The 24664-nt window shown below is 60.5% G+C and carries 36 protein-coding genes and 1 pseudogene; 5 read left to right on the forward strand and 32 right to left on the reverse strand.

Going from position 1 to position 24664, the window contains the following annotated elements:
* Positions 1 to 4 precede the first annotated feature (4 nt).
* The 4 genes from CAI21_RS01390 to CAI21_RS01400 all read left to right on the forward strand — a co-directional run bounded on the left by CAI21_RS01390 (position 5) and on the right by CAI21_RS01400 (position 3418).
* Positions 5 to 1258: a carboxylate--amine ligase gene (locus tag CAI21_RS01390; protein WP_116300629.1), complete on the forward strand. Its 1254-nt coding sequence runs from the start codon at positions 5 to 7 to the stop codon at positions 1256 to 1258.
* Positions 1259 to 1506: 248 nt separating this feature from the next.
* Positions 1507 to 1752 (forward strand): hypothetical protein, encoded by a 246-nt coding sequence (locus CAI21_RS24505; RefSeq protein ID WP_258867922.1) that lies wholly within the window; start codon positions 1507 to 1509, stop codon positions 1750 to 1752.
* Positions 1753 to 1754: 2 nt separating this feature from the next.
* Positions 1755 to 2717, forward strand: a complete 963-nt coding sequence (locus tag CAI21_RS01395) for a Na/Pi symporter (RefSeq protein ID WP_258867921.1) — start codon at positions 1755 to 1757, stop codon at positions 2715 to 2717.
* A gap of 23 nt (positions 2718 to 2740) precedes the next feature.
* Complete coding sequence (locus CAI21_RS01400; RefSeq protein ID WP_116300630.1) at positions 2741 to 3418, forward strand: phosphate signaling complex PhoU family protein; 678 nt, start codon at positions 2741 to 2743, stop codon at positions 3416 to 3418.
* 179 nt (positions 3419 to 3597) lie between these two features.
* Here the strand turns inward: CAI21_RS01400 and CAI21_RS01405 are convergent, their stop codons facing one another.
* From CAI21_RS01405 to CAI21_RS01435, 8 genes are all read right to left on the reverse strand, one after another.
* The gene (locus CAI21_RS01405) at positions 3598 to 4095 is read right to left on the reverse strand and encodes a tyrosine-type recombinase/integrase (protein WP_181919208.1); all 498 of its coding nucleotides are present in this window, start codon (positions 4093 to 4095) and stop codon (positions 3598 to 3600) included.
* Positions 4005 to 4598, reverse strand: coding sequence for a hypothetical protein (locus tag CAI21_RS23045; RefSeq protein WP_181919209.1), 594 nt, complete (start codon positions 4596 to 4598; stop codon positions 4005 to 4007). Before CAI21_RS23045 ends, CAI21_RS01405 begins: the two co-directional genes overlap by 91 nt.
* Positions 4579 to 4815, reverse strand: coding sequence for a DUF4224 domain-containing protein (locus tag CAI21_RS01410; protein WP_116300632.1), 237 nt, complete (start codon positions 4813 to 4815; stop codon positions 4579 to 4581). The genes CAI21_RS23045 and CAI21_RS01410 overlap by 20 nt, the downstream gene beginning before the upstream one ends.
* Before the next feature lie 18 nt (positions 4816 to 4833).
* Positions 4834 to 5067 (reverse strand): hypothetical protein, encoded by a 234-nt coding sequence (locus tag CAI21_RS01415; RefSeq protein WP_116300633.1) that lies wholly within the window; start codon positions 5065 to 5067, stop codon positions 4834 to 4836.
* A gap of 1 nt (position 5068) precedes the next feature.
* Positions 5069 to 5266 (reverse strand): TraR/DksA C4-type zinc finger protein, encoded by a 198-nt coding sequence (locus CAI21_RS01420; RefSeq protein WP_116300634.1) that lies wholly within the window; start codon positions 5264 to 5266, stop codon positions 5069 to 5071.
* Positions 5267 to 5287: 21 nt separating this feature from the next.
* Complete coding sequence (locus CAI21_RS01425) at positions 5288 to 5701, reverse strand: hypothetical protein (RefSeq protein WP_116300635.1); 414 nt, start codon at positions 5699 to 5701, stop codon at positions 5288 to 5290.
* Positions 5702 to 5703: 2 nt separating this feature from the next.
* Positions 5704 to 8382: a toprim domain-containing protein gene (locus CAI21_RS01430; RefSeq protein WP_116300636.1), complete on the reverse strand. Its 2679-nt coding sequence runs from the start codon at positions 8380 to 8382 to the stop codon at positions 5704 to 5706.
* Between the two features lie 101 nt (positions 8383 to 8483).
* A complete protein-coding gene (locus tag CAI21_RS01435) occupies positions 8484 to 8753 on the reverse strand; it encodes an ogr/Delta-like zinc finger family protein (RefSeq protein ID WP_220347710.1) in 270 nt (89 codons plus the stop codon).
* Positions 8754 to 9009: 256 nt separating this feature from the next.
* Between CAI21_RS01435 and CAI21_RS01440 the strand changes: the two genes are divergently transcribed.
* Positions 9010 to 9702: a LexA family transcriptional regulator gene (locus tag CAI21_RS01440; protein ID WP_116300637.1), complete on the forward strand. Its 693-nt coding sequence runs from the start codon at positions 9010 to 9012 to the stop codon at positions 9700 to 9702.
* 25 nt (positions 9703 to 9727) lie between these two features.
* Here CAI21_RS01440 and CAI21_RS01445 read toward each other — a convergent pair whose 3' ends face one another.
* The 24 genes and pseudogenes from CAI21_RS01445 to CAI21_RS01555 all read right to left on the reverse strand — a co-directional run bounded on the left by CAI21_RS01445 (position 9728) and on the right by CAI21_RS01555 (position 24313).
* Positions 9728 to 10726: a contractile injection system protein, VgrG/Pvc8 family gene (locus CAI21_RS01445; RefSeq protein ID WP_116300638.1), complete on the reverse strand. Its 999-nt coding sequence runs from the start codon at positions 10724 to 10726 to the stop codon at positions 9728 to 9730.
* Positions 10727 to 10805: 79 nt separating this feature from the next.
* Entirely contained in the window at positions 10806 to 11207 is a 402-nt protein-coding gene (locus tag CAI21_RS01450; protein WP_258867920.1) for a phage tail protein, read from the reverse strand.
* Positions 11208 to 11213: 6 nt separating this feature from the next.
* Positions 11214 to 12716: a phage tail tape measure protein gene (locus CAI21_RS01455; protein ID WP_116300639.1), complete on the reverse strand. Its 1503-nt coding sequence runs from the start codon at positions 12714 to 12716 to the stop codon at positions 11214 to 11216.
* Positions 12716 to 12832 carry a GpE family phage tail protein gene (locus CAI21_RS01460; RefSeq protein WP_116300640.1) on the reverse strand — a complete coding sequence of 39 codons (117 nt, stop codon included), beginning with the start codon at positions 12830 to 12832 and terminating at the stop codon, positions 12716 to 12718. The genes CAI21_RS01455 and CAI21_RS01460 overlap by 1 nt, the downstream gene beginning before the upstream one ends.
* A gap of 8 nt (positions 12833 to 12840) precedes the next feature.
* On the reverse strand, positions 12841 to 13188 hold the full coding sequence (locus CAI21_RS01465) for a phage tail assembly protein (RefSeq protein ID WP_116300641.1): 348 nt from the start codon (positions 13186 to 13188) through the stop codon (positions 12841 to 12843).
* A 30-nt stretch (positions 13189 to 13218) separates the two neighbouring features.
* Positions 13219 to 13728 (reverse strand): phage major tail tube protein, encoded by a 510-nt coding sequence (locus CAI21_RS01470; RefSeq protein ID WP_116300642.1) that lies wholly within the window; start codon positions 13726 to 13728, stop codon positions 13219 to 13221.
* A gap of 13 nt (positions 13729 to 13741) precedes the next feature.
* Positions 13742 to 14914 carry a phage tail sheath protein gene (locus tag CAI21_RS01475; protein WP_116300643.1) on the reverse strand — a complete coding sequence of 391 codons (1173 nt, stop codon included), beginning with the start codon at positions 14912 to 14914 and terminating at the stop codon, positions 13742 to 13744.
* Between the two features lie 168 nt (positions 14915 to 15082).
* On the reverse strand, positions 15083 to 15547 hold the full coding sequence (locus CAI21_RS01480; RefSeq protein WP_116300644.1) for a tail fiber assembly protein: 465 nt from the start codon (positions 15545 to 15547) through the stop codon (positions 15083 to 15085).
* Between the two features lie 10 nt (positions 15548 to 15557).
* The gene (locus tag CAI21_RS01485) at positions 15558 to 16589 is read right to left on the reverse strand and encodes a phage tail-collar fiber domain-containing protein (RefSeq protein ID WP_116300645.1); all 1032 of its coding nucleotides are present in this window, start codon (positions 16587 to 16589) and stop codon (positions 15558 to 15560) included.
* Between the two features lie 226 nt (positions 16590 to 16815).
* Positions 16816 to 17262 (reverse strand): tail fiber assembly protein, encoded by a 447-nt coding sequence (locus CAI21_RS01490; RefSeq protein ID WP_220347711.1) that lies wholly within the window; start codon positions 17260 to 17262, stop codon positions 16816 to 16818.
* A 2-nt stretch (positions 17263 to 17264) separates the two neighbouring features.
* Positions 17265 to 18527 carry a phage tail-collar fiber domain-containing protein gene (locus CAI21_RS01495; protein ID WP_181919210.1) on the reverse strand — a complete coding sequence of 421 codons (1263 nt, stop codon included), beginning with the start codon at positions 18525 to 18527 and terminating at the stop codon, positions 17265 to 17267.
* 2 nt (positions 18528 to 18529) lie between these two features.
* Positions 18530 to 19066, reverse strand: coding sequence for a phage tail protein I (locus CAI21_RS01500; RefSeq protein ID WP_116300647.1), 537 nt, complete (start codon positions 19064 to 19066; stop codon positions 18530 to 18532).
* Complete coding sequence (locus tag CAI21_RS01505; RefSeq protein WP_116300648.1) at positions 19056 to 19955, reverse strand: baseplate assembly protein; 900 nt, start codon at positions 19953 to 19955, stop codon at positions 19056 to 19058. The genes CAI21_RS01500 and CAI21_RS01505 overlap by 11 nt, the downstream gene beginning before the upstream one ends.
* A complete protein-coding gene (locus CAI21_RS01510; RefSeq protein ID WP_116300649.1) occupies positions 19952 to 20314 on the reverse strand; it encodes a GPW/gp25 family protein in 363 nt (120 codons plus the stop codon). Before CAI21_RS01510 ends, CAI21_RS01505 begins: the two co-directional genes overlap by 4 nt.
* Before the next feature lie 4 nt (positions 20315 to 20318).
* On the reverse strand, positions 20319 to 20606 hold the full coding sequence (locus CAI21_RS01515; RefSeq protein ID WP_116300650.1) for a PAAR domain-containing protein: 288 nt from the start codon (positions 20604 to 20606) through the stop codon (positions 20319 to 20321).
* Positions 20593 to 21075, reverse strand: a complete 483-nt coding sequence (locus tag CAI21_RS01520; RefSeq protein WP_116300651.1) for a hypothetical protein — start codon at positions 21073 to 21075, stop codon at positions 20593 to 20595. The genes CAI21_RS01515 and CAI21_RS01520 overlap by 14 nt, the downstream gene beginning before the upstream one ends.
* The gene (locus CAI21_RS01525; protein WP_116300652.1) at positions 21072 to 21527 is read right to left on the reverse strand and encodes a phage baseplate assembly protein V; all 456 of its coding nucleotides are present in this window, start codon (positions 21525 to 21527) and stop codon (positions 21072 to 21074) included. Before CAI21_RS01525 ends, CAI21_RS01520 begins: the two co-directional genes overlap by 4 nt.
* 83 nt (positions 21528 to 21610) lie before the next feature.
* Positions 21611 to 22066, reverse strand: a complete 456-nt coding sequence (locus tag CAI21_RS01530) for a phage tail protein (protein ID WP_116300653.1) — start codon at positions 22064 to 22066, stop codon at positions 21611 to 21613.
* Positions 22054 to 22302: an Rz1-like lysis system protein LysC gene (gene lysC / locus CAI21_RS25775; protein ID WP_404840846.1), complete on the reverse strand. Its 249-nt coding sequence runs from the start codon at positions 22300 to 22302 to the stop codon at positions 22054 to 22056. The genes CAI21_RS01530 and lysC overlap by 13 nt, the downstream gene beginning before the upstream one ends.
* Positions 22208 to 22657: pseudogene (lysB, locus tag CAI21_RS24510) on the reverse strand (Rz-like lysis system protein LysB); the annotation flags it as partial. The gene lysC and the pseudogene lysB, both read right to left, overlap by 95 nt.
* Positions 22658 to 23455 (reverse strand): N-acetylmuramidase domain-containing protein, encoded by a 798-nt coding sequence (locus CAI21_RS01540; RefSeq protein ID WP_116300655.1) that lies wholly within the window; start codon positions 23453 to 23455, stop codon positions 22658 to 22660.
* Entirely contained in the window at positions 23452 to 23733 is a 282-nt protein-coding gene (locus CAI21_RS01545; RefSeq protein WP_116300656.1) for a phage holin family protein, read from the reverse strand. Before CAI21_RS01545 ends, CAI21_RS01540 begins: the two co-directional genes overlap by 4 nt.
* Before the next feature lie 3 nt (positions 23734 to 23736).
* Positions 23737 to 24081, reverse strand: a complete 345-nt coding sequence (locus CAI21_RS01550) for a putative holin (protein WP_116300657.1) — start codon at positions 24079 to 24081, stop codon at positions 23737 to 23739.
* A 25-nt stretch (positions 24082 to 24106) separates the two neighbouring features.
* Positions 24107 to 24313 (reverse strand): tail protein X, encoded by a 207-nt coding sequence (locus tag CAI21_RS01555; RefSeq protein WP_116300658.1) that lies wholly within the window; start codon positions 24311 to 24313, stop codon positions 24107 to 24109.
* Positions 24314 to 24664: the final 351 nt, after the last annotated feature.

The following is a 24664-nucleotide window of genomic DNA, read 5'->3' on the forward strand; positions in this document are numbered from 1 at the left end:
AGTAGTGAGTAAGGAACGTGATATAGATAATCGTGCCGATAATCCGGGTGCGGTTATTGTCGATGGCCACGGGCATACCGATTTAGGTGTGATCCGGGCGCTCGGTAAGGCAGGTGTGCCGGTCTACTTGCTCTCCGATAAGCCGCAGACTGCTGCACGCTACTCGCGTTACGTTGAGCTTTTCAGCGATTTTCCAGCCGGTAATGCCGGCGAGTTGGAGAGGGTTAAGGCATTACGCGAGTTCGGGCGCCGATTCCGACACAAGCCGGTTTTGTTCAGCACGGGGGATAGCACCCTGATGCTGTTTTCCCGCCACCGGGCGGCGCTTGAGCATTATTACCGCCACCATTTAGCCGAGACTCAACTCGTCGAGCAGTTATACGACAAGCAATTATTCGCGCGTTTGGCGGGGCAGCTCCAGTTGCCGATACCCGCGACCGTGGCGCCGCGCAGTCGCGAGGATTTGGAGGCAGCACTCTGGGGAATGCGTTTCCCGGTCATCGTGAAGCCGGCAGAGAAGCGTTGCTGGGCGATTTATCCGCAAGTTGTCGAGCTGGTGGATGGGAATCCTAAGGGAGTGCGTATCGATACGCGCCGTCAGCTGCTGCGCTTCTACGATACGGTAACATCCTATAACAATCGCTTGATTATCCAGGAGTACATCGAAGGTCGCGATGAACTTTTGTACTCCCTGTACGCGTACATCGATCGCCGGCACCATGTTAAAGCTTGGGGCTTAAGCCAGAAGATTCGGACTAACCCGCCTCATCGGGGGGTAGCAACGTTCTCCGTCACGCGCACGGAGCGGGCGATTTGTCGCATGGGCCTGAGTGTGCTGAACACCTTAGGCGTGACCGGATTAGCCATTCTGCAGGTCAAATGGAGCGCACGGCATAACGATTACTTGCTGTTGGAGATCAATCCCAGGCACGGCACCTCCATCGGTTTGTACCCGAGCGCCGGTGTCAATCTACCTTATGTCGCTTACCGTGATAGCCTCTGTCATGCCTTGCCCGACCAGCCGGAGCAGCGAGAAGGCGTCCGTTGGGCGGATTGGGCGGGCGATATGAGGGCCTTGCGCTCTTACCAAGCATTGGGGGAATGGCGTTGGCCGGGTTTCTTGCGTAGTTACTTTGGGGCTCGGACCTATGCCGTGTTCGATTGGCGCGATCCGCTCCCCTGGGTTTTGCCATTATGGCAGCGGGTTCGCCGTAAATCGGCTAAACTCGCCCACCGTAAAGGAGGGTACGCGAAGTAACGGCTGTCGATGATGCTCCTGGCATCGCGACCGATGCACGGTTTTCCGTTTCTCTCCACCCGTTTTAACCGAAAGGTGATCGGCCGCTAGTAATACGGCCGGCTTTCACTGTGCTGTAACAAAAATGTCATAAAACTGTAGCCGGACTGTAATGCTGGGGCCTCACTCTGCGCAGCTCAAACGAGCCGATGAGGGGCTTTCCTGTTGCCAGCCGAACAGGTATCCGTCTTCTAAGGTGACTGCTGATTATGTCGCAAGCAAACTCTTCTCCCCCGCGAACGCCCGCGAAGGCATTTACTCGTAACCATGCCGGGCGGGAGGTGCCGGCTTGGTTACGCGGTATCTACGCGGGGCTTTGTCTCTACTTATTCTTGGCCGCTCTCAATGTAATGAGTTCGGGCCTGGGTACGTTCGGGGAGGCAAGCGATTTTCTAACCCGGGTTTTGCGTATGGCGAAAACCCGTTTATTGCCCTACTTGGCGCCGTATTGGTGACGATGATCGTACAGAGCTCATCGTTCACTTCGGCGCTGATCGTGACCCTGGTTGCGACCGGAGAGATGACTTTAGGCACGGCCGTGTTCGCCATCATGGGCGCGAATATCGGCACCGCGGTGACCGGCGTTATCGTCGCGTTGGCCAACTTGCGCATACGCAGCAACTTTCGTCGCTCGTTCACCGCGGCGTTGATGCACGACTTCTTCAATATCCTGACCGTTGCCATTTTGTTTCCGTTGGAATGGATTACCAGCGTATTCAATGAAGCGGGAAGAGGGGTGTTGACCCGGCTTGCCGCTTGGTTGGCGCAGGTGATCGGGCTGGAGGAAGTGCCGCGGCCGGATAGCCCCGTCAAGGTGATTACCGCCCCGGTGGTGAACGGCGTCGATTGGCTGGGTGCCGTCTTCATGCCGACGCCAGGCGCAGAGGGTATTTTTGTCGCCGCTGTCGGTCTGCTGCTGATGTTTGTGTCCTTAGTGCTGATGGTGAAGAACCTGCGCGGCGCTTTATTGCGGTACATGGACGGTTTGTTCAGCACCTATTTTTTCAAAAACGATGCGCGGGCTTATGGCATAGGCGTTATTTCCACCGTGTTGGTGCAGTCGAGCACGATTACCACCAGCCTGATGGTGCCGCTGGCGGGTGCGGGTATCGTGCGTATCCGTCGGGTCTTCCCCTTCATGATCGGCGCTAATCTCGGCACCACGGTGACCAGCGTGCTGGCCGCCACGGCTAACCCCGTGGCAGCGGCCATGACAGTTGCCCTCTTTCACGTTATTTTCAACCTCGTAGGGTCGGCGATCTGGTATCCGCTACGGCGCATCCCCATCATGACGGCTACTTGGTACGGTCGTTTGGCCGGGCGACAGCCCCGTTATGCGTTTATTTTCCTGTTCGCGGTGTTTGTGGTTATTCCATTGCTTGGGGTGGCGATCACCGAATTCATCATCGGCTTGCGCTGAGCGCGGCGCGCCAGGAGGTTTCCATGTTTAGAGAGCTTTATACCGCCCTGACTTCCGCGAATACCATCGAGCAAGCCTTCGCGGACCTGACAAAGATGCTCGAGAACGGCGCGTGGATGTTCGAGCGTGCCAATGAAGTGCTACACAGTACGGTGCCGGCCGAAGATGTGCGGCAACCGATCTATGACCGCGACCAAGCCATTAATGCCTTGGAACGGTCGATACGCCGTAAGGTATTGCGTCATCTGACCGTTAATCCGGGGCATGACGTTGCCATCTGCCTGGCGCTGATGAGCGTTGCCAAGGACGCCGAGCGCATTGGCGACTACTGTAAAAATGTGTTTGAAGTCGGTTACTTCTATACCGAAGGCTTTCATGTCGCCAAGTACCAAGTGCCGCTCGACGAGATGTCGGAGCAGGTCAGCGAAATGTTCGGCAAAGTTATCAAGGCAACGCGCAGCTCGGATGAGGATCAGGCGGAACAAGCGCTAGCGCGTGCCTTAAGGATTCGTAGCCGCTGCGATCAGCTGATCGAGGCGCTATTCCGCGATCAGAATCAGATTGAGTTCCACGAAGCCGTGGCTTACTCGTTACTGGCGCGCCATTACAAACGAGTAGCGGCTCATCTGGCCAATATCGCGACGGCCGTGCTAGGACAACTGGAAGACTTGGACTTCTACCCGCAAGAGGATGAGAAGTAAAGCGCTACGGCTTTTGCCGACCGAAGTGCTCGGAACCAACGACCAGCGGATTAAAAGACAGCGAGCTGGGTTGCGGTAAGTTTTTGTTAAGCAATGAAATCCGGCAGCTTCTCTGTCTAATAGAGAAGCTGCCGGTTAGCGTCGGGAAGCCTGTGTTTAGCGGGGGGAGTGCGGTAGTTTTAGACAGGCTTTTGCCGGTTTAAGGGCTTTACCCGTTGTACCTTACGGCGCTTTATGTAGATGTCGGTCGTGGTCTTGCGGGCGTGTGCCAGCAGGCCGTGGGCGTCCAGGCCGCGCTCGTCGGCGTCGGTGCCGGCCTTGGCGCGGATATCGTGTTCGGTGAAACGCTCCTTGATAATGCCTTCGGCCAGCGCTTTGCGCATGGCCCGCTGCCAGATGGAGCGAAAGCCGTCGCCGCTGTAGGGTTGGCCATGGCGGGTGCAGAATAAGTATTCGCTGTTCGATGGCCGAGGGAGGGCCTTAGCCATTTGCACGGCCAGGCGCAGATCGTCGTCCCATTCGATCACCACGCGTTTTCCCTGTTTGGCGGTTTGCTGGTAATGGATACCGTCCTCCTTGAGCTGGTCTAGCCGGGTCGCGAGGATCTCGCCTTGACGGCGGCCGGTGCAGTACTTGTAGAGGCAATAGGCTTGCAGTAGCGGCGAGGCCGACTGCATGAAGGCGGCCAGTTCTTCGTCTTCGATGTAGCGATCGCGGGCCGCTCGGTGATGCGCTTGACGCCGCGACAGGGGTTGTAGCGGAGTACGCCCCATTGCATCGCTTTGGTGAAGACGTGCGAGAGCAGCGCGCGCTCGCGGTTGGCGCGCACCGGCGCCGTCTGGCCGCGAATTTCTAGAAATTCGTACACGTGGCGCGGTTCGACGTCTTCCGGCTTCATGTCGCCGAAGAACACTCGCAGCGCTTTGATTTCACTTTTGTTGTCCTTGTAGGTGCGCGGCGCCTTACGCGGCGCGATCTCCAGCATGTAACGGTCGAAGAGGCTTTGCATGCGGGTCGCGGTAACAGGCGCCTCGACTAACTTGGCCCACTCGGCCATGGCGTCGGGCAGGTTGGCGCCCAGGCGGTGCCATTGGCCCGCCCGGTCGACGTAGTAGTAGGCCCCGTGCTTGAAGTAGACCCGGGGCGGTAGGTGCTTGTTCTTAGTTCGCGGTCTTCCCATGGGTGAAGTCCATTAGTGCTTTGACATTGGGTTGAGTGCGCGTCGGCCTAGCATCGCCGCCGAGGACTTTCTCGATGTGCGAGCGCAGGATGCGCGGCCGACCTTCGGCGTTGAGCGTGAACTTCACGCCGTTGCGCTCGAGCCAGCGAATCTGGGCCGACTGCCGTTTTCTTGCTGTGAGCTGGTAAAGTTCGTCGTCGCTTAGGAACAGGCTCATGGTCGTGCGGCTCCCCTGTTAGTCGTGCGGTTCGGTTTCGATCATCACGTCGGCGTTGAACTGCGTCCGTAGCGCCTGAAAGCCTGGCTCCGCGAGCAGCGCGGCCAGGGCCGGCTGCTGCTCGCGAATCTCCTGCCAGTGGGCGGCTTTCTCGGCCGGCTCCAGTTGGCTCAGGTTGAGCCAGGACGTCGGCCGGTAGCGGCCGATTGCGCCGGCGGGCAGCGGGCGCGGCCAATCGCGGATGTCGCCCATGTCAGCGCCGCTCCGCCATTTCCTGACAATCGACGCAGCGCTGAACGCCGGGCAGGGTTTGCCGGCGGCGCTCGGGGATGGGCTCGTCGCAGTCGATGCAGTGGGTGCGACTCGTGCCCTGGTAGCGGACGCGAGCGGCAATGCAGGCCTCGGTAAAGCGTTCGGTGTATTCGGTGGCGATGTCGATAGCTTTGGTCATTATTATGGTCTCCGGTAATCGTTATTGGTCGCTGCTGCGGCCGAGGTGGAGCTGCGCTTCCGGCATGTCGCGGCGGACGCGGTAGCTGCAGCGGTGAGCGTCGATGGCGCGTTGCAGGGCGTTTGTGGAGTCGAACACCAGGACCAGCGCGGCGCGGTGATGGACCCGCTCGCCGTCCTGGGTGACGACGGTCAGTTCGCCGGCGTCGTGCAGCGTGCCTTGGGGTAGCGGAGTGGTGTGCTGTCGTTTCTTTGCCATGGTTTTCTCGCTCTTGTTATGGCCACAGCGCGTAGCCTTGTTATTCGGTGCCCGGCCCTCGTCGGCCAGCCGTTGCGGGCCGAGCAGGCCGATATCGCGCAGTCGGCGGATCAGGCCGGTGCGGCTCATGTCCAAGCAACTGGCTGCTGTCTTGAGGCTGTCGGTGTGCCGGGCCATGGTTAGCTCCTGTTCTTTTCTTTTTCGAAGATCCAGCACTTGACCGTCCGACTGAGGAGGGTCGAGTGCACGGCGCGGTTGGATTCGATGAAGCGGCGGACCTTGCTGGTCTTCAGGTGCCGCTTGAGGTCGGTGGACGGTGGGACGCGCAGGCCGCGGGCAGTGGCCTCCGCCTCGAAGTGCTTGAGGTTGACGGCGATGAGCTGGCCGTCGCGGCCGTCCGGGTTGTAGTGGTTTAGCGTCGAGGCCTCCCGAAGGCCCTCGATGTAGTCGAAGGCGTCCCAGAACTCCTGTACGATCGGGTGGTCGGCATTGATGGCCTGCTGGCGCTCGCGGGCCATGTGCTCGAGGAGGGCGAAGGTGTCGACGATGGCTTCGCGCGGCAGTAGGTCCAGCCCGCCGGGGCCGAGTAACTGCACCATACCCATCAGTTGCCCGTGACACTTGGCGATGCGGTGCATGCGGATCTCGGGCAGCGCGGCGAGCCGCTCGATGTATTGCGGGGCGCGGTCGCAGAACAGCTCCAGCAAATGCTTCTCGGCAGTGATGGCATCCAGCAGGAAGCGGCTGAGGTGCTCGCTGCTTAGTCGTTCGAGTTGTTCGGCCACGGCGCGGGTGTCCGGGGTTTGGTATTCGCGGGTAAAGCGCAGGTGGACGATGCGCGAGAGGATCGCCTCGCTGGCGTTTACCGGCGCGTTCTGACTGATTGCGATGGTGCCGCGGAACGGCGGTTCGTAGGTGTCGTTGCCGGCATTCTTCATGCCGCGCGCGCGGATGGAGCGGCCGTTGTAGGCGGTCTTCAGCTCGTCCCAGTCGAACTGCCGCTGGCGCAGGCCGTCCTGCTCGCGGTCGGATTCGATGAGGACCACCGGCAGGTTGGAAACCTGGGCGAAGTTACGCGCCCGGGCGGGCAGCGTGGCTTTGCTCGGGTCGAAGCCTTCGTAATCGTTGCGGCCGACCAGCTTCCAGAGAAACTCGATCAGGGTGGATTTGCCGGCGCCCGCCTCGCCGACGATTTCCAGGAAGGGAAAGCTCTTCTGCTCGGCCCGGATCTGTTCGGCGAACAAACTGCCGAGCCAGAAGGCAGCGGCAATGACGCCACGGGCGCCGTATGCCTGCCAGACTAGCCGCGCCCAGTCGTCCCGATAGCCTTCGCGGCTCTCGTTGATCTGCAAGGGGGTAGATTGCGAGAGGCTCTTGAGCGCCGTCTTGCCGAGATCGAAATAATCCTCGCTGTTGAGCTTGTGTACTTTGCCGGACTGCACAGCGAGGTCGGCGAACACCCAGGCGCGGTGCTCTTTGCTGTAGCCGACGTAGTCGATGGTGGCGACGGTTTTGATAGCCGAGAGCTGGTCGCGCAGCAGTTTGTCGAGCTGCTGGCTGCTGCCGGTCCAGATGGCGCCAGGCGCGATGCCGAGCAGGCGCTTTTTGAACTCGGAGGCGCTGGCGAGTTGGTTGCCGCTGAAGGTGTTCTTGACCGCGGCGCCGTCGTGCGGGAAGTCGACCCGGAAGTAGTACCAGCTCTCGTCGGTGACGGTATTGGCCAGGTAGTAGAGCGCGGTGACGTTGCAGTTGGCGATCTCCGCGATCGCCCCGGCCTGCTTCAGCGCTTTCTCCCGCTGCTCGGGGGTTAGCGGTGCGTCTTCGTCGCCCGCGAGATCCTTGCGCGCCTTTTCGTATTTGTCCAGGTCGAGCTTGAACCAGAACAGGCGGTTCCGGTACGCGAACGGAAACTCGCGGCGCTCGTTGTGCTGGTACATGAGCAGTGCTTTGGAGCCGGCGTTCGGCGCGACGAGCAAGGCCCCGTGGTAACGGTACTCTTTGAGGTGGGCTTTGCTGAGTTCGCCGCGCTGGTGGCAGTCGTTCCAGTCGCGTTGGCCGCGCCCGGCCGCTGGAATCTGAGCGGCGGCGCAACGCCAGCCAGCCTCGCGCGCGCGTTTGACGTGCTTTAGGGTGTAGCGCCGGCCGGCGCGATCGCTATCCAAGGCCCACACCAGCAGAGGGCGTTCTTTGCCGGCGGCGGCACAGGCGTCGGCGAGCGTGTTGAGCGCGGCGTCGGGGTAGTTGCCACTGCTGATGCTGGAGACGGCAACGAGGTCGTGATGAGTCAGCGCGATGGCGTCGAAGATGCCTTCGGTGATCCAGATTTCCTCCGCCGCGGCGAGGTCGACGCCAGGCGGTTGCCACCAGTGGCCGGCGTAGTCGGTACCGAAGCCGACGTGAGCTTTCTTTCGGCCGAAGCGGTGCGGTTTGTCGATCAGTCGCTGCCAGTAGCCGTTTGCCAGCGGAAAGCGTACGGTGGCGGTGCCGATTCGTCGCTGCGGGTCGTAATAGCTTTCCTGCGTGTACCAGCCGGCGATACGCGGTAGGTCGAAGCCGCGGCCGTAGGCGAGATAGGCGTCGGCTACCGCCGTTGGGCTGATCGTATCGGTGCTGCCGGCTTGGCTATAGCGTTCGCTCCAATCGTCGAACAGATCGGGGAACAGCTCCTTGACGTGAAACTGGGCGCCGCAGTTGTTCTCCCGGCCGCACTTCACCATCCACGGCGCATCGGCGGCGACGAATAGCTCGCGCTTCTCGCACCGGGGGCAGCGGCCTTTGCGCAGGTAGCGGCCTTCTTGCTTGAATGCCAGGTCGTGCAGCAGGCGTTCGGTGATGTCGTGGTGCAACTGTCGGTTCATGCTGACGTTTTCTTGTTTTCGGTGTTATCAGGGTGCAGGAAGCCGCACCGGCCGCTTGGCGGCGGCAGTGGTCCTGTCGGCTGGTGGAAAACGCGGTTCGGTTAGCTGGTTTCGGGTGCGAGCTCGGCCAGCAGCTGCTTACGGACGCGTGGTGAGATCGGTAGCTGGATGGCCGGGTTGGGGTTGAGGCTCGGGCTGAGGGTTTGGGTGATCTCCAGCGCCAGCGTGCCGCGCCAACCGCAATCGGCGTTCTGACATTCGAGCACCGCCTTGCGGTAAATCGGTGTCATCGACTCGCTTTTGCGGATGCGTGCGAAGCTGCCGCAGTGCGGGCAGGCGAGTCGCGGGTTGTTGGCGCGTTCGGTGCTCACGTGTTATCTCCCCTTACCTAATTGCGGCGCCCGTGGGCGGCGTGAACGGTGTGAGCAACCGCGCGATAACAAAGAATGAGCGGTGCTCGCTATAAGCAAGGGCTTGAGTATCTTGAGTGAACACGGAATGCGTAATGCGGTAAGACGTGCACTCATAGTGTATTCTTCACTGTCATTGCCTTGCACAATCTAAGTATGAACTCGAATAGAGTTTGCAGTCAACTCTTTTTAAGTTTAACCCAGGTGGATACTTAATATGAGTTCCGATATCGATGCGGCGGAAGTGATAGCCCGGTTGATGAACGCGGTTGGTGTTCGTAGTGAACGTGAGCTTTCACGCTGGTTTGGCTATGGTTTGACCACGATAACGAGCAAACGCCAGCGTGGCAGCATCCCTTACGACGAGTGCTTGCGGTTAGCGATGGAGCGGGGTATCAGCCTGGATTGGTTGATCCTCGGGCGCGGTGAGCCGCCGGCCGATGTCGCTGCACCTTTCGAGCCGCTGGCCGATGTTGAGGAGATGGCGACGCGGGCGGAAGAGTTCGTCGATGTGCCCTTGTACGATCTGGAGGCAGCGGCCGGGGCCGGTCGCTTGTTCGACGAGGAGCGGATTAAACACGTTTTGCATTTCCGCCGCGATTGGTTGGCCAGTCAGGGGCTGTTCGTGAAGGACTTGGTAGCCCTGGAAGTGGCCGGCGATTCGATGGCCGATACGCTGAACGACCGCGATACGGTGCTCGTGAACCGGGCGCTGCGCAGCGGGGACGGCGTGTATCTATTGCGCATGGGCGAGGCCTTGCGGATTAAGCGGGTGCAGTGGCTAGCCGACGGCTCGCTGCGGCTCTCCAGCGACAACGATATGTACTCGCCGGAGACCATCCATCTGGAAAACTTGTCGCAGATAGAAATTATCGGCCACTGCCACTGGCGCGGCGGGCGAGTTTACTAGTACGCCTGCTAACGCGCGCGCGGTTTCAATTCGCCTGCTCCGCATCGAAGTCGGTGACGTAACCGGCGTCGTTCAACGTGTGCGTAACCCGGAGTGCAACCCAGGGTGTTTGGTCGACGGCCGCTTTGAAGCCGCGGGCCCTGATCGGCGTTTCCACCAGCAGTTGGGGGCGGCCGACGGCTAGCGTCATGGAAAACTCCGCCGTACCGCGCTGTAGGCGCTTAAGCTCCGAACGGGCCTCGGTCAAGGCCTCTTCTTCGCTGGCGAATATCGGGCGTAGCTCTTTGGCATTGGCCTCTTCGCCAACGAGTATTTCTTTCTGTTCGCCCTCGGCGAGATCGTTCCAATAAGCGCGAACGCCGGTGTAGCTGTTGCGGTCGGCTACGCTGTAGCTGTACTGGTCGCCGTCGTGCCGATGGATTTCGGCGGTGGGAAGAGGTGTGCCGCTCGCGGTGTGGCCGGTGCCGGCGGGAATAAAGAGCAGGTGATTTCCTTTCACGGTGACCAGGGCGTCGTGGTGGTGTGCCAGGTGGCTGAGGAAGTCCATATCGGATTGCGCGGTTTGATCGCGGTGCGGCACGGCTTCGTTGGCCAGCGAGTTCCCGATCACCGGCTCTAGGCCGTGCTCGGCGGCGATGGTGCGGACGATTTCCCCCAGTGTGGTTTCGTGCCAGCTCCGGCTTTTCTGGGTCGGCAGCGAGGTGCGCATGTTGACGCTGCGGGCACGGATGGATAACTGATCCGGGCTGCCCGAGTAGCTGATCTCATCGACGGTGAACATTCCCTTGTCGATAAGCCCTTCGTGTTCCCAACCGATAGCGACTTCAATGGCGGCGCCGCGGGGCGGTAGTTGTAGGGCGTTGTCGTGATCCGTCAAGGTCAGGTTCAGCGTGTCCGCCTCCAGCCCGCGGTTCTCGGTCAGGGTCAGCGAAATTAGCCTGCCGTTGACGGTCGGACCGATGTCGATGCCGTTTACCGTTAAGCGATAACTTGGTTTGAGGCCGTCGTCGCCTTGCGTCCGCATGATTAGACTCCGAGCGCTTTGCGTAAACGGTTGCGGGCCGAGGCCAATAGTTGCGTGGCGTCGGATAGCGTGTCGTCGCTCATATCGCCGAGCAGGTCGAGGCGGTCGTCGTCGACGCGTTCGAGCTCGACGCGGAACTCGATGCGTTGCGGCGCGCGTCGCGCAGGAAGGCGCTGGCGGTTTCCTCCACGCCGGTTATCGCCCATAAGCCGTAGATGTAGCCGGTGCCTTCGATCAGCGGCCAGGCTTTGCCTTGCTCGGCCATGATGCGCAGCAAATCCAGCGACGGCCGGCCGCCGGTGAACTCCGGTAGCTGCACGCCGTTAAGGGTGAGGGTGTCTTCGCCGGGGCCGAGATACTGGTAAACCGGCCGCTCCCCTACCCGTGCCTGACTGACGTGGCGCCAAGCGGTATGCCGTTGCAACTGCTGATAAGGCACGGTGGGGACGTCGAAAACAAACTGGCCGAGAGCCATCATCATGATCGCTTACTCCATATCGTAAAGCGCGCTGCGCCGACGGGCGGCTTTTTCGCGCTCGCGCAGGGCAAGTTGCCGGGCGACTTCGCGTCCGACTTCGTCGGCGGCCATGCCCGGTGCGGCGTAGATGTTGATCGTGACGTTATCGCCGGCTGCGGCGGCCACTCCGGAGAGGCTGCCGCCGAGCGGTGCGCGCTGATCGAACTGGACGCCGGCCGCCGCCGGCAGAGCGGATACGCCCAAGGCGATGCCGGTACTGATTTGCTTGACGCGTTTGCCGAAGCCGTCGATTTGCTTCAGCGGGCCGTGTTCCGAGCGTGCCAGGCCAAGCTGATAGCCGGCGAGCGTGTCCCGCCCGGCTTCGGCAAAAACACGAGAGGGCGATCGGATCTTTAGGCGATCCCTGAACCAGCCGGCGACGCGATCGCCAATGTTGGTGATGGCATCTTTTACCCGGCTGCCCATATCGAAGATGCCCTTAATCAGGCCTTGTAGCATTTGGCGGCCGAAGTCGGTGAACTGATCGGGGAGCTCAACCCCGAACCAGCTCATCACGCCGGAGAAAGCCTTGTAGAACAACGCGAGGGGGCTGAATTCGGTGATCAAGGTGATCAAGCCGTCCAACGCCATGCTGAAGCTGTCTTTCAGCCAGGCCCAGGCGGCGGCGCCGGCATTTTTAATGTTATCCCACAAAGCTGCGAAGAGCGGGCCGAGGGTTTCCCAATTGCGCCAGATGTAGATGGCAGCGCCCACGAGTACGGCAATGAGTGCGATGATCGGATGCCCCATCGCCAACCGCCCCAACCACAGTAAGGCTTTACCCACCGCCGGTAGCACGCGCTTAGCCAGGCTGGTGAAAGTCGTTATAGCGCCCTGACCATAAATACTAAGCGCCGTTAAGCTGTAGCGCAGGATGGCTAACTGGATCGAGACGGCCGCCGCAATCTGGACCAGCGTGCCGACCGCAACAACCATGCCGGCCAGGGTGGCGCCGGCTACCGCAATACCGCCAATGAGCTTGGGGTTCGCTTCGATCCATTCGCTGACCTGCTGCAACACCTCGGTAAGGCGTTGGAACAAGGATCGCATCGGGCCGTCGATGCTCTTTTGGATGCTGGTGCCGATGCCGTCCCAGGCTTGGCGTAGCTCCTCGAAATCCTGCTTGGCTTCCTCGCTGAGGAATTGACTGCCATAGGAAAAAGCGGCGAGGCCGACGTCCTTAATGGCCCCGCCGTGGCGGGAAATGGATTGGAGGCGCTTAAGCGTTTGCTCATGCTTTTTCTGCGCCCGCTCCAGTTCGTACTGTTGCGCGGTTTGCCGCGCTTGACGCGCTCGTTGCTGATCGGTGTGGCGGCCGACCGCGGGGTACAGGTCGTTTAACTGACGCAACTGTTCGCGGCCAGCTTTGACAGCCTGAGCCGTTGAATCGACGCCGTCCCGCAGCTGTTTGAGGGCTGCGGTTGCGTCGTCAACGCCCTCTAGCAGTATTTCAAGCTTGATGTTGCTGGCCATCAGTCCTCCACGCCGCTGCGCTTACGAGCGCGTTCGCGCCATTCCATCAGTTCGGAGAGAGACAGGGTGTCCATGAAATCCGGCTGCCAGTGAAACACGACAGCCAGATCCGCCATGGCATCGTCTACGCAGTAAGGTAGGCGTTGTCCGTCTTCTCCTGCTTGAGCAAAAAACTCACCACGATGCCTCCGCACTCGACCAGGTCGGCGGGGTCCATTTGCTGGACTTCGCGTTCCTGCACGGTCGGTTGGCTGATGCGCGGCAGCACTTTGGCCAGCGCGTTCACGTCCATCTGCAACAGCTCGACCAGGGCCAGGCCGCGCAGCTCGCCGGCACCGGGTTTACGCAAGGCAAGTTCGACGATGTCGCCGCCGTTGCGCGGGATCGGCGTTTGGAGCTTGACGGTGTTGGCGTTGCTTTGCGGCTTTTGGCCTTCCGCTGCCGACTCGTTAGCGAAGTTGTCTTGATTCATGGCAATGGCGTCCTCCGGAACGAGCGTGAATTACAGGCCAAGGGCCTGACGTTTGGCGGCCAGCATGTCTTCGCCGCGAACGTTGAAGACGTAGCCCGGCACGTCGATCTCGACGATCGTGTCGCCGTCGATGCTCAGCTTGTAATAGCTGCAGCTGGTAACGACCTTGATCTCGTTATCCTCGCCGTTCTTGGCCGTGCCCATCTCGATCTCGCGGTGGCGGCCGCGTACGACGAGCTCGACCGCAACGGTCTCATCGGTGTCGTCGCGCACGTAGGCGCCGGCAAAGCGCAGCATCGCACCGTCCAGATCGACCGGACCGTAGCCGTCGAAGATCTCGGCGATCAGGCCGCCGGCGGTCCACTCCATCTCGATCTTTTCCTGACCGAGGTCGATTTCGACCGTGCCGTCCATGCCGCCGCCGCTCCATTCTTCGACTTTGCGAGACAGCGTGGGGAGAACGACTTCGGCAATCTGGCCCTGCCAGTTGTTGCCGTCGCCGAACAAATTGAAGTTCTTGAGCTTTTTAGGAAGTGCCATGGGTCAATGCTCCTTACGCGGTCATCCGGCTGGCGAAGTCGACCAGGTAGCGGTCGGTGATGCGCTGACGGAAGGTGAGGTCTTCGAGCGGCGGGACCGGCGTGTAGTCGTAGTCGATGGTGAGCTTGCCGGCCTTGAGGGTCTCGGGGGTGTTGAGCGTCTCGTCGAGCCAGCAGCTGGCGCCGATCAGGTAGCCCGCGTTCACCATCTGGCGCAACGCTGCGTTGATGCCTTCGATGATGTCTTTGGCCAGGGAGGGGTGCAGGGGTTTGTCCACCGCCCACAGATGACCGCCAGCAACAGTGTCGGCAACGACTTGCGCGGTGCGGGTGTAGTTCTCGAAGGCGAACAGCGGGTCGTCGGAGCAGGTGCGCGAGCCCCAAAAGCGGTAACCGCCCGATTGGATCAAGGTGGTAACGTCGGCGGCGTTAAGATAGCCGGCGTCGGTGGCGGGATCTTGTAAGTCCCAATGCACGTCTTTATCGATACCGCTCACGCCGTCGACCGGCATGTTGGAGATCGTCTTGTGCCAACCGATCTGGTTGTCGAGCCGAGCCCGCAGGCCCAGTGCGCGGGCGACGGTGTAACCGGAGCCTTCGGCATTGGCCTCGGTGTCGAAGCTGACGAAATCCGGCCAGATCAGCATCAGCTCGCGAGCGCCGAAGTTGTCGCGGTAGGCGGCGGCGTCTTCCTTGGTTTCGCAGCCGAAGGCACTGGCGTAGGTAAAGGCACGCAGTTTTTGCGCGATGGCGACGGTTTCTGCTGTTACATGCTGGGAGTCCAGTTCCGGTACGCCCAGCAGCCGCGGCTTGACGCCGAAGCGTTGCTCGGCGGTGAGCAGTGCTTTCAAGCCGGTTTTCTTACCGTCTTCACGGACCGTGCCGATGATGTTGCTCTGGGTTTCTTCTTCGGTCTCGCCCTCGGCCACGCGGACGATGACGGTGGCCGGGGTGGCGTGAGCCGCAATGGCTTCCAGCGACCGAGTCAGCGTGCCGCCGGTGCCGGCTTTTGCCATGTCGGCGTACAGATCGGTGCTAAGGACCGGGGTATCGAGCGGGAAGCGCTCCGAATCGGCGTCATCGGCGGTACAGACAATGCCGATAACGGACGTCGAAACGGTGCGCAGCGGGCGTACGCCTTCGTTGATTTCGAGGACGCGAACGCCGTGGTGGTATCCAGTGGGCATGAGCAGCTCCTGATTCCTGTTTGGATGATCGACACCATAGTGACGTTTACTGTGCTGGGAGGGCAGCGAGGGCGGGTGTAAGGCGAGGATGGGACACAAGGCTATAAAAAACGCGAGGCCGTCAGGTTCGGCCTCGCGCTGATGGTGTGGCTGCAAATCGCTGATTTATTAGAGGTAGGCAGTTACCTCTTCCGGCTGGTCCGGCCAAACAACTTCGAGGGGTTCTTTAAACGCTTGCGGCACATCGCGTAGCGATTGGCGGTACTGTTTCACCGCTGCCTGCTGCGCGGGTGTCAGCGGCGCATCCGGTAGTACCATCCAGTCGGTTTCCCGCATGCGGTCGTCGCGCTCGGCGCGAATCCGCTCCCAGGAGTTGAGCCAGGCCTGTTCGGCTTGTTTGCGCTCCTGTTCTAGGCGGGCCTTTTCCGCGTTCCAGGCATCCAGACACTGTCCGACCAGATTGTCGGGGTCTTCGTAAACGTGTTTCCAGACATCGCGATAGTAGATGTCGGGTTGCCCATCTTGTGAGTGAACGGACCAAATTTCGTCGGGAAGAAAATCGAGATTGACGTGCAGGAAAACGCCATCGACCCCTACGGTATTGTCGTCTTTGATTGCGTCGAATCGCTGCATGGGGTAATCCTCAGAGTTTCATGATAAAGGCAAGTGCGTAGTAGGGCGGTCGAACATCGACGGTGTGGCTGTGATCGCCGTCGCTTTCGATGTCGTGGCTGTGGGAGCCGTTCGCCTGTATACCGCCGGTTAGGCCGTGGGCGTGGGGATTACCGTTGCCCCTGCTATTAATCGGGCTTGAACTTGATGTGACTGGGTCGGAGGACAGCCCGGCAACGCCGTTAAAGGTGGAGGAGGAGCCGCTGGTGTTCCTGCCTTGTAGAACGTGGTCATGACTTGGCATCTGCCCGATACTCAGCGGATGTCCGCTAACGCTGAACGTATTGCTATGACTATGTTCGCCTGCGCTGTTCGTGCCGCCGTGGTTGTGCGAGCCGTTCGTGCTGGTCGTCTTTTCGTTAGAACCGCTTTCGTCGCCGACGGGATAGTTTAGTCCAGCGGCGACGACGAACTTGTCGCGTAAGTCTGGCGTACCGTTATTGCCATCGCACAACACCCAACCTTCCGGAATTGCGTTTGCCGGGCCGTCGTACATGGCGATGAGACGTTGTGGGATCGCTTTTCTAATGGCAGCCTGTATCTGGTCGTCGACATAATCTTGTCGTGCAAAGATCATATCGGGGGTATCGTCGACTGTTACGGTGTTGGTGTTGCTGTAACGCACCAGGATACGGAGGTGCTGATCGGTATCGGCGCCTTCGCCTTCGACGGGCTTATAGCGCTCGGGCGTGGCGGCCACCACGATTAGATCGCCTTCGCTGTCGAACGCTGCAAATTCGCGGATATACCAGCCGCCGGCTGCGCGCGGGACTACTCCCTCGATAACGAAGACTTGGTCATCCGTTTCGCTGACATAGACGCGATTCAACGTGCCGCGCCAGACTTCGTGGGTCAGTGCCGTCCAGCTCGATTCCGGGGCGACGTAATTGCCGCCGCCGTCGCCGACGGCAAACTCAACCAGTTGCAGTTTCTGACCGTCGGCTTCGGCCTGGGCTAGCTTGGCGAGGCCAATATCGGTGAGGATTGCGTAGTACTGAGACATAATTTCTCCGCCAAATGGTTAACTTGGCATCGAATCGCCGCAATTGCGTCGATAAGTGCCAATCCCATGTTGATCGCTGTTGGCGGAGGAGAGCAGTCTCTGGCCGTGTAAGCGGCGAGGCTTACACTTTGGGGGCGGCGCGATGCGGTGCCGGGGGAGGCTGACTCAGCAAGCTTACACCGGTTGCTTCCGGTGTAAGCTATTGTCGATTAAAGATATCCCAGTACTACTTCCGGTTTTCCGGCCAAACTACCTCTAGAGGTGCGCTAAAGTGCTGTGGGATGTCCCGTAGCGCTTGCCGATAGATTTTTACCTCATCACGCTCGGAATCGGACAGCGGCGAGTCGGGGAAAATCATCCAGTCCGTCTCTGTGATTAGCGCGTTGCGCTCCTCCCGCACACGACCCCAGGAGTTGAGCCAGGCTTCCTCGGCAGTTTTTCGCTGCTGTTCTAAATGGGCAAGCTCGGCATCCCATGCAGCAACGCATTGCCCGACAAGATCGTCAGGGTCTTCGCTTTTGTGCTGCCATATATCGCGCAAGTAGATGTCTGGTTCGCCGTCCACGCTGTGGACAGACCAAACCTCTATAGGTAAAAAACTAAGATCGACGCTCAATGCAACACCGTCGACCGTGATCATATTGTCGTCTCGGATAGCAGTTAACTGACGCATGGCTAATACCAGATAATAAAGTTGGTTGCTTCGTATGGCTGTCGCACGTCTACCGTTGTGTTTTGTATGCCGCCCGTTAGGCCGTGCATGTGCGATTCGCTACCGCCTCTTGAGCTCGACATGACCGCCTGCTCGGTACGACTTGTAAATGATGTTGAGTCGTCACGGCCGCTCCGCCGCGGGCCGCTCCCTCTATCACGGTTTACCCAAGGCAGATCTCTTGCGCTCTCGTGGTCATGGCTGGGCATCTGGCCCAATCTTAGCGGATGCCCCGAAACGCTCAGATTGTTCGGGTGGCTATGGTCTCGCTGGTCATTGCCACCTTTATCGCCGACTTCGTACTGGTCGCCAGCGCCTACGGCAACTCGGTTACGCCGGTCAGGCACGTTAAACGTCGTTTCGCCATTGCCCTCACCGAATTTCGTGCCGACGATGTTAAATAGACGGTCGTATTCCGTACGGCTAACTGTGCGGCCGTCGCACCAAAGCGCTCCATCTGGGAGAAAATCGCCCGTCCATTCGCTTACCGTGCCAGGAATACCTCTCTCTGGTACAAGACTGTGCCCATTGACCTTCAAGCTCGGCACATCGAGCACTGGCCCCCCGTCGCCGTTGTCTTCGTATGCGGGAAGCTCACCGACCAACTTGCCAACGGCGCGAGTAGCGGCGTCCTTCAGTCCTAGATTGTCCCGCGCAGCTTCGGTGCTTGTTAGGTCGGCGAGGTTTTCCGAGATCCGGGCATGTCCGCTGTGTGGCGCTGCTGAATCGCGGTGCTGGGCGATCGCCTCCATGAGCTGGCTGTCTGCCGCGTCAACGTAGTCCTTGCGGGCTAGGATGGTATCCGGCGTGTCGTTGACGGAAACGGCATCGGCGTTGCTGTACCTAACCAGCACGCGAATATGCTGGTCTAAATTGGCGCCGTCGCCCTCTGCCGGTTTGAATCGTTCCGGCACGGCTGCAATGACAATTAGGTCGCCGTCGCTATCGAGTGCTCCAAACTCGCGGATGTACCAGCCGCCCACTTCCCGAGGCACGACACCTTCAATGGTGAAGACCTGCTCGTCAGTTTCGCTGACATAGACGCGATTCAACGTGCCGCGCCAGACTTCGTGGGTCAGTGCCGTCCAGCTCGATTCCGGCGCCACGTAATCGCCGCCGCCGTCGCCGACGGCAAAGTCGACCAGTTGCAGCTTTTGGCCGTCGGCTTCGGCCTGGGCCAGTTTGGCCAAGCCTACTTCAGTGAGGATTGCATAATACTGAGACATGACTACTCCGCTGGTGGGTAAACGCATAAGTCGTCGCCCAGGGTGATGGCGGCGCCGACGTAAGTTGCCCCGCAGACAGGCTGATAGAGGTTGACGACGTCCAATACTTGGGATTCCCGTGCGTAGCGACCGACGACGTCGTGGATGTACAGGTGTAAATCGTCGGGGATGGCGGAGTCGGTCAGTTCGATATCAAGCTCGTAATGATGCGGGGTATCGCCGATCTCCCACCATTCGCGCACCAGAATATCCATGCCCAAAGCGGCTAGTTCGCGCCGCAGCGAGCCGAGGGTGCCGCGGTAGCGGCGGGTTTCTAGCGCGGTTTTGATCACTCGCCGTTGGCGGGCGGTGGTCCAGTTGGAGTTCCAGCCTTCCACGCCCACTGCCCAGGCGAGCCAAGGTAGTAGCGAGGCCGGGCAGCGGTCGGGGTTCCACAGGCTGTCGACCTTCGCTAGGTCGAGTTCGCTGAGTTGGGCGTCGCTGGCTTCCAGCGCGCGCTCTAACCGCGTCGCGTTGGGTGGGAGCAAACTAGTCGTCATGGCCCACCTCAAGCTCGATTGCAGCACAGTAGGCGGCTTGCGTGAGGTCGCAGTGGATATCCTCGGCAGGGCTTTCCAGTTCGACGCGCTTGACGCCCTCGACGTAGAGACGTGCAAGTAGTGCGTCGCGCACGAGGTCGCGGCCTAGTACATGCATACGGCGCACGAATTGTTCGACGCGCTGACGGGCCGCGGCCTTCACGGTGGGCTCGTCGGCGCCCTCGAACAGGACCAAGCGCGCACGGGTGGTGTATTCGGTAACAATGGCCGGGCGCGTTTCGACCTTGTCGTTGAGCGGGCGGAGGTCTTCGTCGTTGACGCGGGCGTGGACGATATCGAGAAGTTCTTGGCTGGGAACGCCGTTGCCGTCGTGGCTTAGCACGGTGATTAATATTTCGCCGCCGTTGGGGCGAGTGCAGGAGGCGTCTTTTACTTGGCCGCTGGCCGAGCGGGCGTGGTAGACGTAGGCGGGGCGTGCGCCGGCCGTGCTATAGCTATCGCCGGCCATGAGAATGCGCTCGATGTAGGCGGCGTCGCTCTCGTAGGTCGGCGGGATCGGCGGATTGGCGTCCGGATCGCCTGCGTCGATGACTAATCGCGGCGTGCGATGGAAGGTGACGCCGAGATGGTCGAGGGTGCTGCCTTGGCTGTAGGCGAGCAAGAGCAATCGAGCGCGGTCGTTGAACTCCTGGCGTAGGATCATCTCGCGGTAGGCGCTTTCCTCCAACAGGCGCGTTGCCGGCTCGGATTCCCGGTTGAGGACGTCCGCAGCTTGGGGGTGGCGGCTAAGGAAAGCGGATTTACGCTGCGCGAGGATGTCTTCGTAATCCAGCTGTTCGACGATCTCCGGCGCCGGTAATTGGGATAGATCGATGCTCGACCGACTCATGCGGTTACTCCTGTCGGCAAGTTGAATTCAAGGCGTGCCCGTTCGGGGGTGCTGGTATCGAGGCGGACGATGTCGGCTTCGAGTACAACGGAGCTGGGGCGGGCGCTATTAACCAGGCGGACGATGCGCTCGACCCGAATTCTCGGTTCCCACCGAATCAACGCGGTTACTACGGCGCTGTAGGCCAGCATGAGCGTAACGTCGTTGAGCGGTTGGTCGATCAGCTCCGGCAGTAGCGAGCCGTAGTCGCGGCGCATGACGCGGGAACCGATCGGGGTGGTGAGAATATCGGTCACGCTCTGGCGGATGTGGTCGATACCGTCGATCGCGTGGCCGGTGTGCGCGTTCATGCCTGCCATGGTTTTACCCTCCCGCGAAGACGTTGGTGCTGCCTTGGGCGACGGCGGAGCCGCAGGCGATCGGATCGCCAATGCGTCCTAGCGGCAGGCGGTTGACGAATACGGTGCTACTGCCTTCGGCCAGTGCGGATTCGTGGGCGCTGTTGCCGCAGGCATGCTCTTCGAAGGCGTCTCCTACACGGAGAGCTGCCTTCCCATTAATGGTTACATCGCCGCTCCCGCTAGTGCTTTTTCGCGGCGGAAAGCAGCCTTCGCCTGTGCAGATGTCGCCTACTCGGCTAACGGCTGGCATCGATACGCTCCTTTAGTAAGTCCCGGTTGGCGTTGTATTGCTGCAGAATTTCGATCTCGTATTCGCCGCTGGCGCTAACCGGCTGGGGGCCGTTTGGTGTATTTCGGATGCCCGTCGCTGTTACGCTCAGTGTGTACTTGCGCTTATTGGTCGGGTCTGCCTCGAACTTGACGACCTCGGCGCCGAGGGGGACATCTTCCCACCTGTTTACGGTGATGGGCGTTGTCCCGTCCAGGTAGCGAATTGCCAGGATCGGGAAAAGGTCGGGCACGATGTCGGGCCAGCCGACGAACAGAAACCCGGGAGACGCGGTAACTTCGACACTGCTGGGAAGGGCTGGCGAAGAGGACCACTCCCAGCCTGTCCAGATATCCCACCCTTTGGCTTTTATGGCCTCAACGACACCGCTCTCCAGGTCGAACTCCCGTATCAATATGGCCCCGTTGGCTGGCTCTAGCTCCATCGTCATGGGTTCAGCTCCACGCGGTTGCCTTTGAGAACGAGGTTGCCGGCCGCTTCGATAGTGATGTCGCCGCCCGCCTGAATCTCGATCCGATCAACAGTTGCGATCGCCAGCGCTTTCTCAGCGTGGTCGTAGGTGACCGTGGTTCCGTCGGGAAACTCTCGCTTCCAGACGCTTGGATCAGTGGCCGGAGGCGGCGAGGCTTCGCTGTAAATGCCCGTTAGCACGATGGCCTGGCTAAGATCGCCGCCCGGCGATAGCAGGAGAACTTGCTCGCCGGCGGTGGGTGGATCCCAGTCCCGCGTGGTTCCGGCGCGCGCGCTTAACCACGGTAGCCAGCCGGTGAGGATGGCCCCGCTTTTGATGCGCGCCCGGGCGGTGGCGGTGTCCACTTCATGGACCGTTCCCAGCCGCACCAGGTTGTTTAGCAAGCGAAGTAGTTCGGCGACGTTGTTCATGCCGTCATGGTGACAATCTTCGCCGCGGACCGATAGCGACGGGCAGTGTAAGTAGCGAGCACTACCCGAGGCGTTTCAGCGGCCTACGCATCCTCCCTTTCGGTCGGGCCACGAAGGCAGATAGTCAGCTCGGCATCGTCGTTCATGGCCGGCGGCGGCTCCGGAATAACGTGGGTGACCTCCTGTTGTCCGCTCTCGTTGCTAGCGACGATGACGCGCTCGCTCAGGGTAACCGTCAGCGTCAGGTCGATGGCGTCGTCATTCAGCCTTGGGGCGTCGACCTCGATGCCGGTCTCTGCGGCGTGGCCGGGTTCGTGTGCATGTAGCCATTCAAGGAGTGGAATTACGAGAGAGTCGAGTGAGTCCGGATAATCGCTGACGGCGATCTGCACCGGGCAGCGCCAGAGGTGGGAGAGGTTACCGCCCTGCCAGTACTCGATACGGCCTTCCTCGATGGCGAGGCTGAGCTTTTCCGGGGCTTCCTCCAGGCTTGGTACAGTCGTGACGAGGTGTTGGCGTAATGCGGTTAGTTTTTCCATGGGGGCGGCTCCTGATGAATTTGCTGATGGCAGGCAATGACGGCATCCACTTTCGCGGCGCAGAGGGCCCAGGCGCTTTCGACTTCCTCAATCAACAGGTTGAGATCGCCGTTTGTCCGTGGGCTGCTGGCCGGTAGCTGGCAGGGCGTCGGTGTCGCGCAGGCGTTGACGATAAGCGTCGGCGCCGGTGAGGGCGGGGCGCTCGCGCAGCCGTATAACAGGCTCAGGCATAACAGCGTCGGCCCAAGCGCGAAGTTTCTCGTTTTCACTGTGTAGCCTCCGGATATGGCGGGTGCGGTCGGCAAGCTCGCGCTCCAGCCGCTGCTGTTCGGCCAGCTGCTCGGCGCGTTGTCGGGCATGCTCTGCTGCGAGCTGTTGTTGCCGTTCGAGGATCTCGTTGGCTTTGGTCAGCGCGGCTTGGGCGGTGTCGCGCTGTTGCATGGCTTGTTCTTGGCGGGCGCGGGCGGTGTCCAGCCGAAGGTTTTGGATGTGCAGCGCCAGCCCCAGAAGTGCGATAAGGGCAAGAGCGGCGAGCTTAGTTTTCATGCCGCACCTTCGCGTGCTGATAGCCCCGCGGGCAGCAAAGCGCATTCATGACGCGAGCCCTGCGGTCGAATGCCGTTCCCAGGCTTGTTGTAGGCGTAGGTCGTATTGGTTCTTCGCGTAGGCCGGGCCGTTATAGAGCCGGGCAAAGCGAGCCCAGTCCCGCCCGCGGAGGGCTTGCTGGAGGCCGTTATCGGTAGCGATAAAACGGATGAAAGCGTCGAGGTGTGCCTTGTCGTCGACTTCCATGGCTGCGCGAAAGGTCTCCGCGGCTTCGTAACCCAACCGTTGCCAATGAAATCCCATAATCTGAAAACGCCCCCAGCTTGCCGACTCGATTGCCGCTTGTCGGTGGATCGCTTCGGCCGCTGCGAGGCGTTGGTATTCGGCCGCGCCGCCGCGATAGCCCCCGGTGTGGGGCGAGATCAAGTCCGGGCGTTGTTGTTGATGCGGTTGCGGGTCGATGCCATGCGCCAGCAATCGCCGCCGAAAGATATGCCGCTCGAACAGGATTTGCGGTCGTCCGTCGGGAAGAAAGCCGTTGCCGCGGCTCTCGACTTCCGCCACGGCATGGATGGAAGCAATATCAACGCCAAGCCGTTCGGCAGCATCTCGGATCGCATGTTGTCGGTGGGTACGTTCTTCGTCTGCACTGGCGAGCGCGGCGCGCGTTTGCGGGCCGGCGATGCCGTCGACCGCTAAGCCCTCCCGCTGTTGATAAGCGCGTACGGTGGCTTCGGTTGCAGGGCCGAACCGACCGTCGACGGTCAGCGCAAAGCCTTGCGATTGTAGTTGACGTTGCAGATTCGCAACCGCGTCTCCCGAATCGCCACGGCGTAGCATCATGGTTTTAACCTCCCGAGTTTTGCGACATTGCCTCCGGCCCGGAAGGTCTGAAGGGCCAACAGGCCGAGCAGGAGCGTAGCGAGCCAGGGAAAGGCGTTCTGGCTCCAAATACCCCAGACGAGCTGGGTGGCGACGATCAGGTAAACGTCGATTAACAGCCAGGCGAGCAAGGCCCAGTGGAATCGGTAGCGGCGTTCGCCGCGTCGGAATAGCAATAAGCGTCCAGCTGCGGTAAGGCAGGCAAGAAGGGCGAGTAAGTTAGAGAACCACAGCGTCATGGCTCAATTCTTAGGTCGGAACCAACGGTTGATGTCGATCTGGTCGATACCGGCGATGATTTTGTTGCCCAGCCCGACGACGCCGGCTGAAAACACAAAGGCGCTGATTGCAGGCTCGTCGAAAATGTGTCCGAGCACAGCCGGGCCGCCTACGTAACCCATCGACAAGCTGATCGCCAGATAAAGCAGGCGGGTGGCGATACCGAGATCCTTCGCGCTCATTACAAACAACGTGGCTCCGGCGCAGGCGCCGATGAGCGTTCCGGCATCGATGCCCGGGAGTAAAGAGGCAACGGTTATCGCGCCGGCCGTTGTGCTAGCGATAGCGGTGGTGCTCGGTTCAGCCATTAGGCTTTCCTACCTTGTGTACGTGTCAATTCCACAGCGCTACGGTGGAACGCGTTGTGCGCGGTCGCTGTATGGGCAGCCGAACGCGCGTGCCGATGGGAAGCACGGGGCCGAGTTGGGCCAGCCCGGAGTTTGCTTCGAGCACGGCCTCGGTCACACCGGCGGTGTAGCCGTAGTGGCGCTGGCAGATCAGATCTACCGTGTCGCCTTGCTTGGCGATGGCGATATCCATCAGGTCGTCAACTCCCGAGTAATGCAGGCACGGCCGATAAAGTGCCGTCTCTGTTTGCAGCCGGATTGCTCAACAATGTCGAGGGACGTTACTAGAGTCGTTGTTTTATCGTTCGCGGCCAATCGGATAGCTGTGTAGGCGTGCGTGCTTACCTGGCAGGACGGTCGTCGAGGTAACCGCAGTAAGGTTGCGCGATAGCTTTCGTAAGTGTTTGAAAATGAGAGGGGGAGGGCTTACCTCGGCAAGGTAATGCCGAGTAAGGCGAAGGGTAAGTTGGCACTAAGTTATTGATGTTGTTGGCGGTGGTTGAGGTAGGCTCTTACTCTTGCGAAAGGTAAGAAGTTACCGTTT

Source organism: Alkalilimnicola ehrlichii (genome assembly GCF_003399765.1).
Lineage (GTDB): Bacteria > Pseudomonadota > Gammaproteobacteria > Nitrococcales > AK92 > AK92.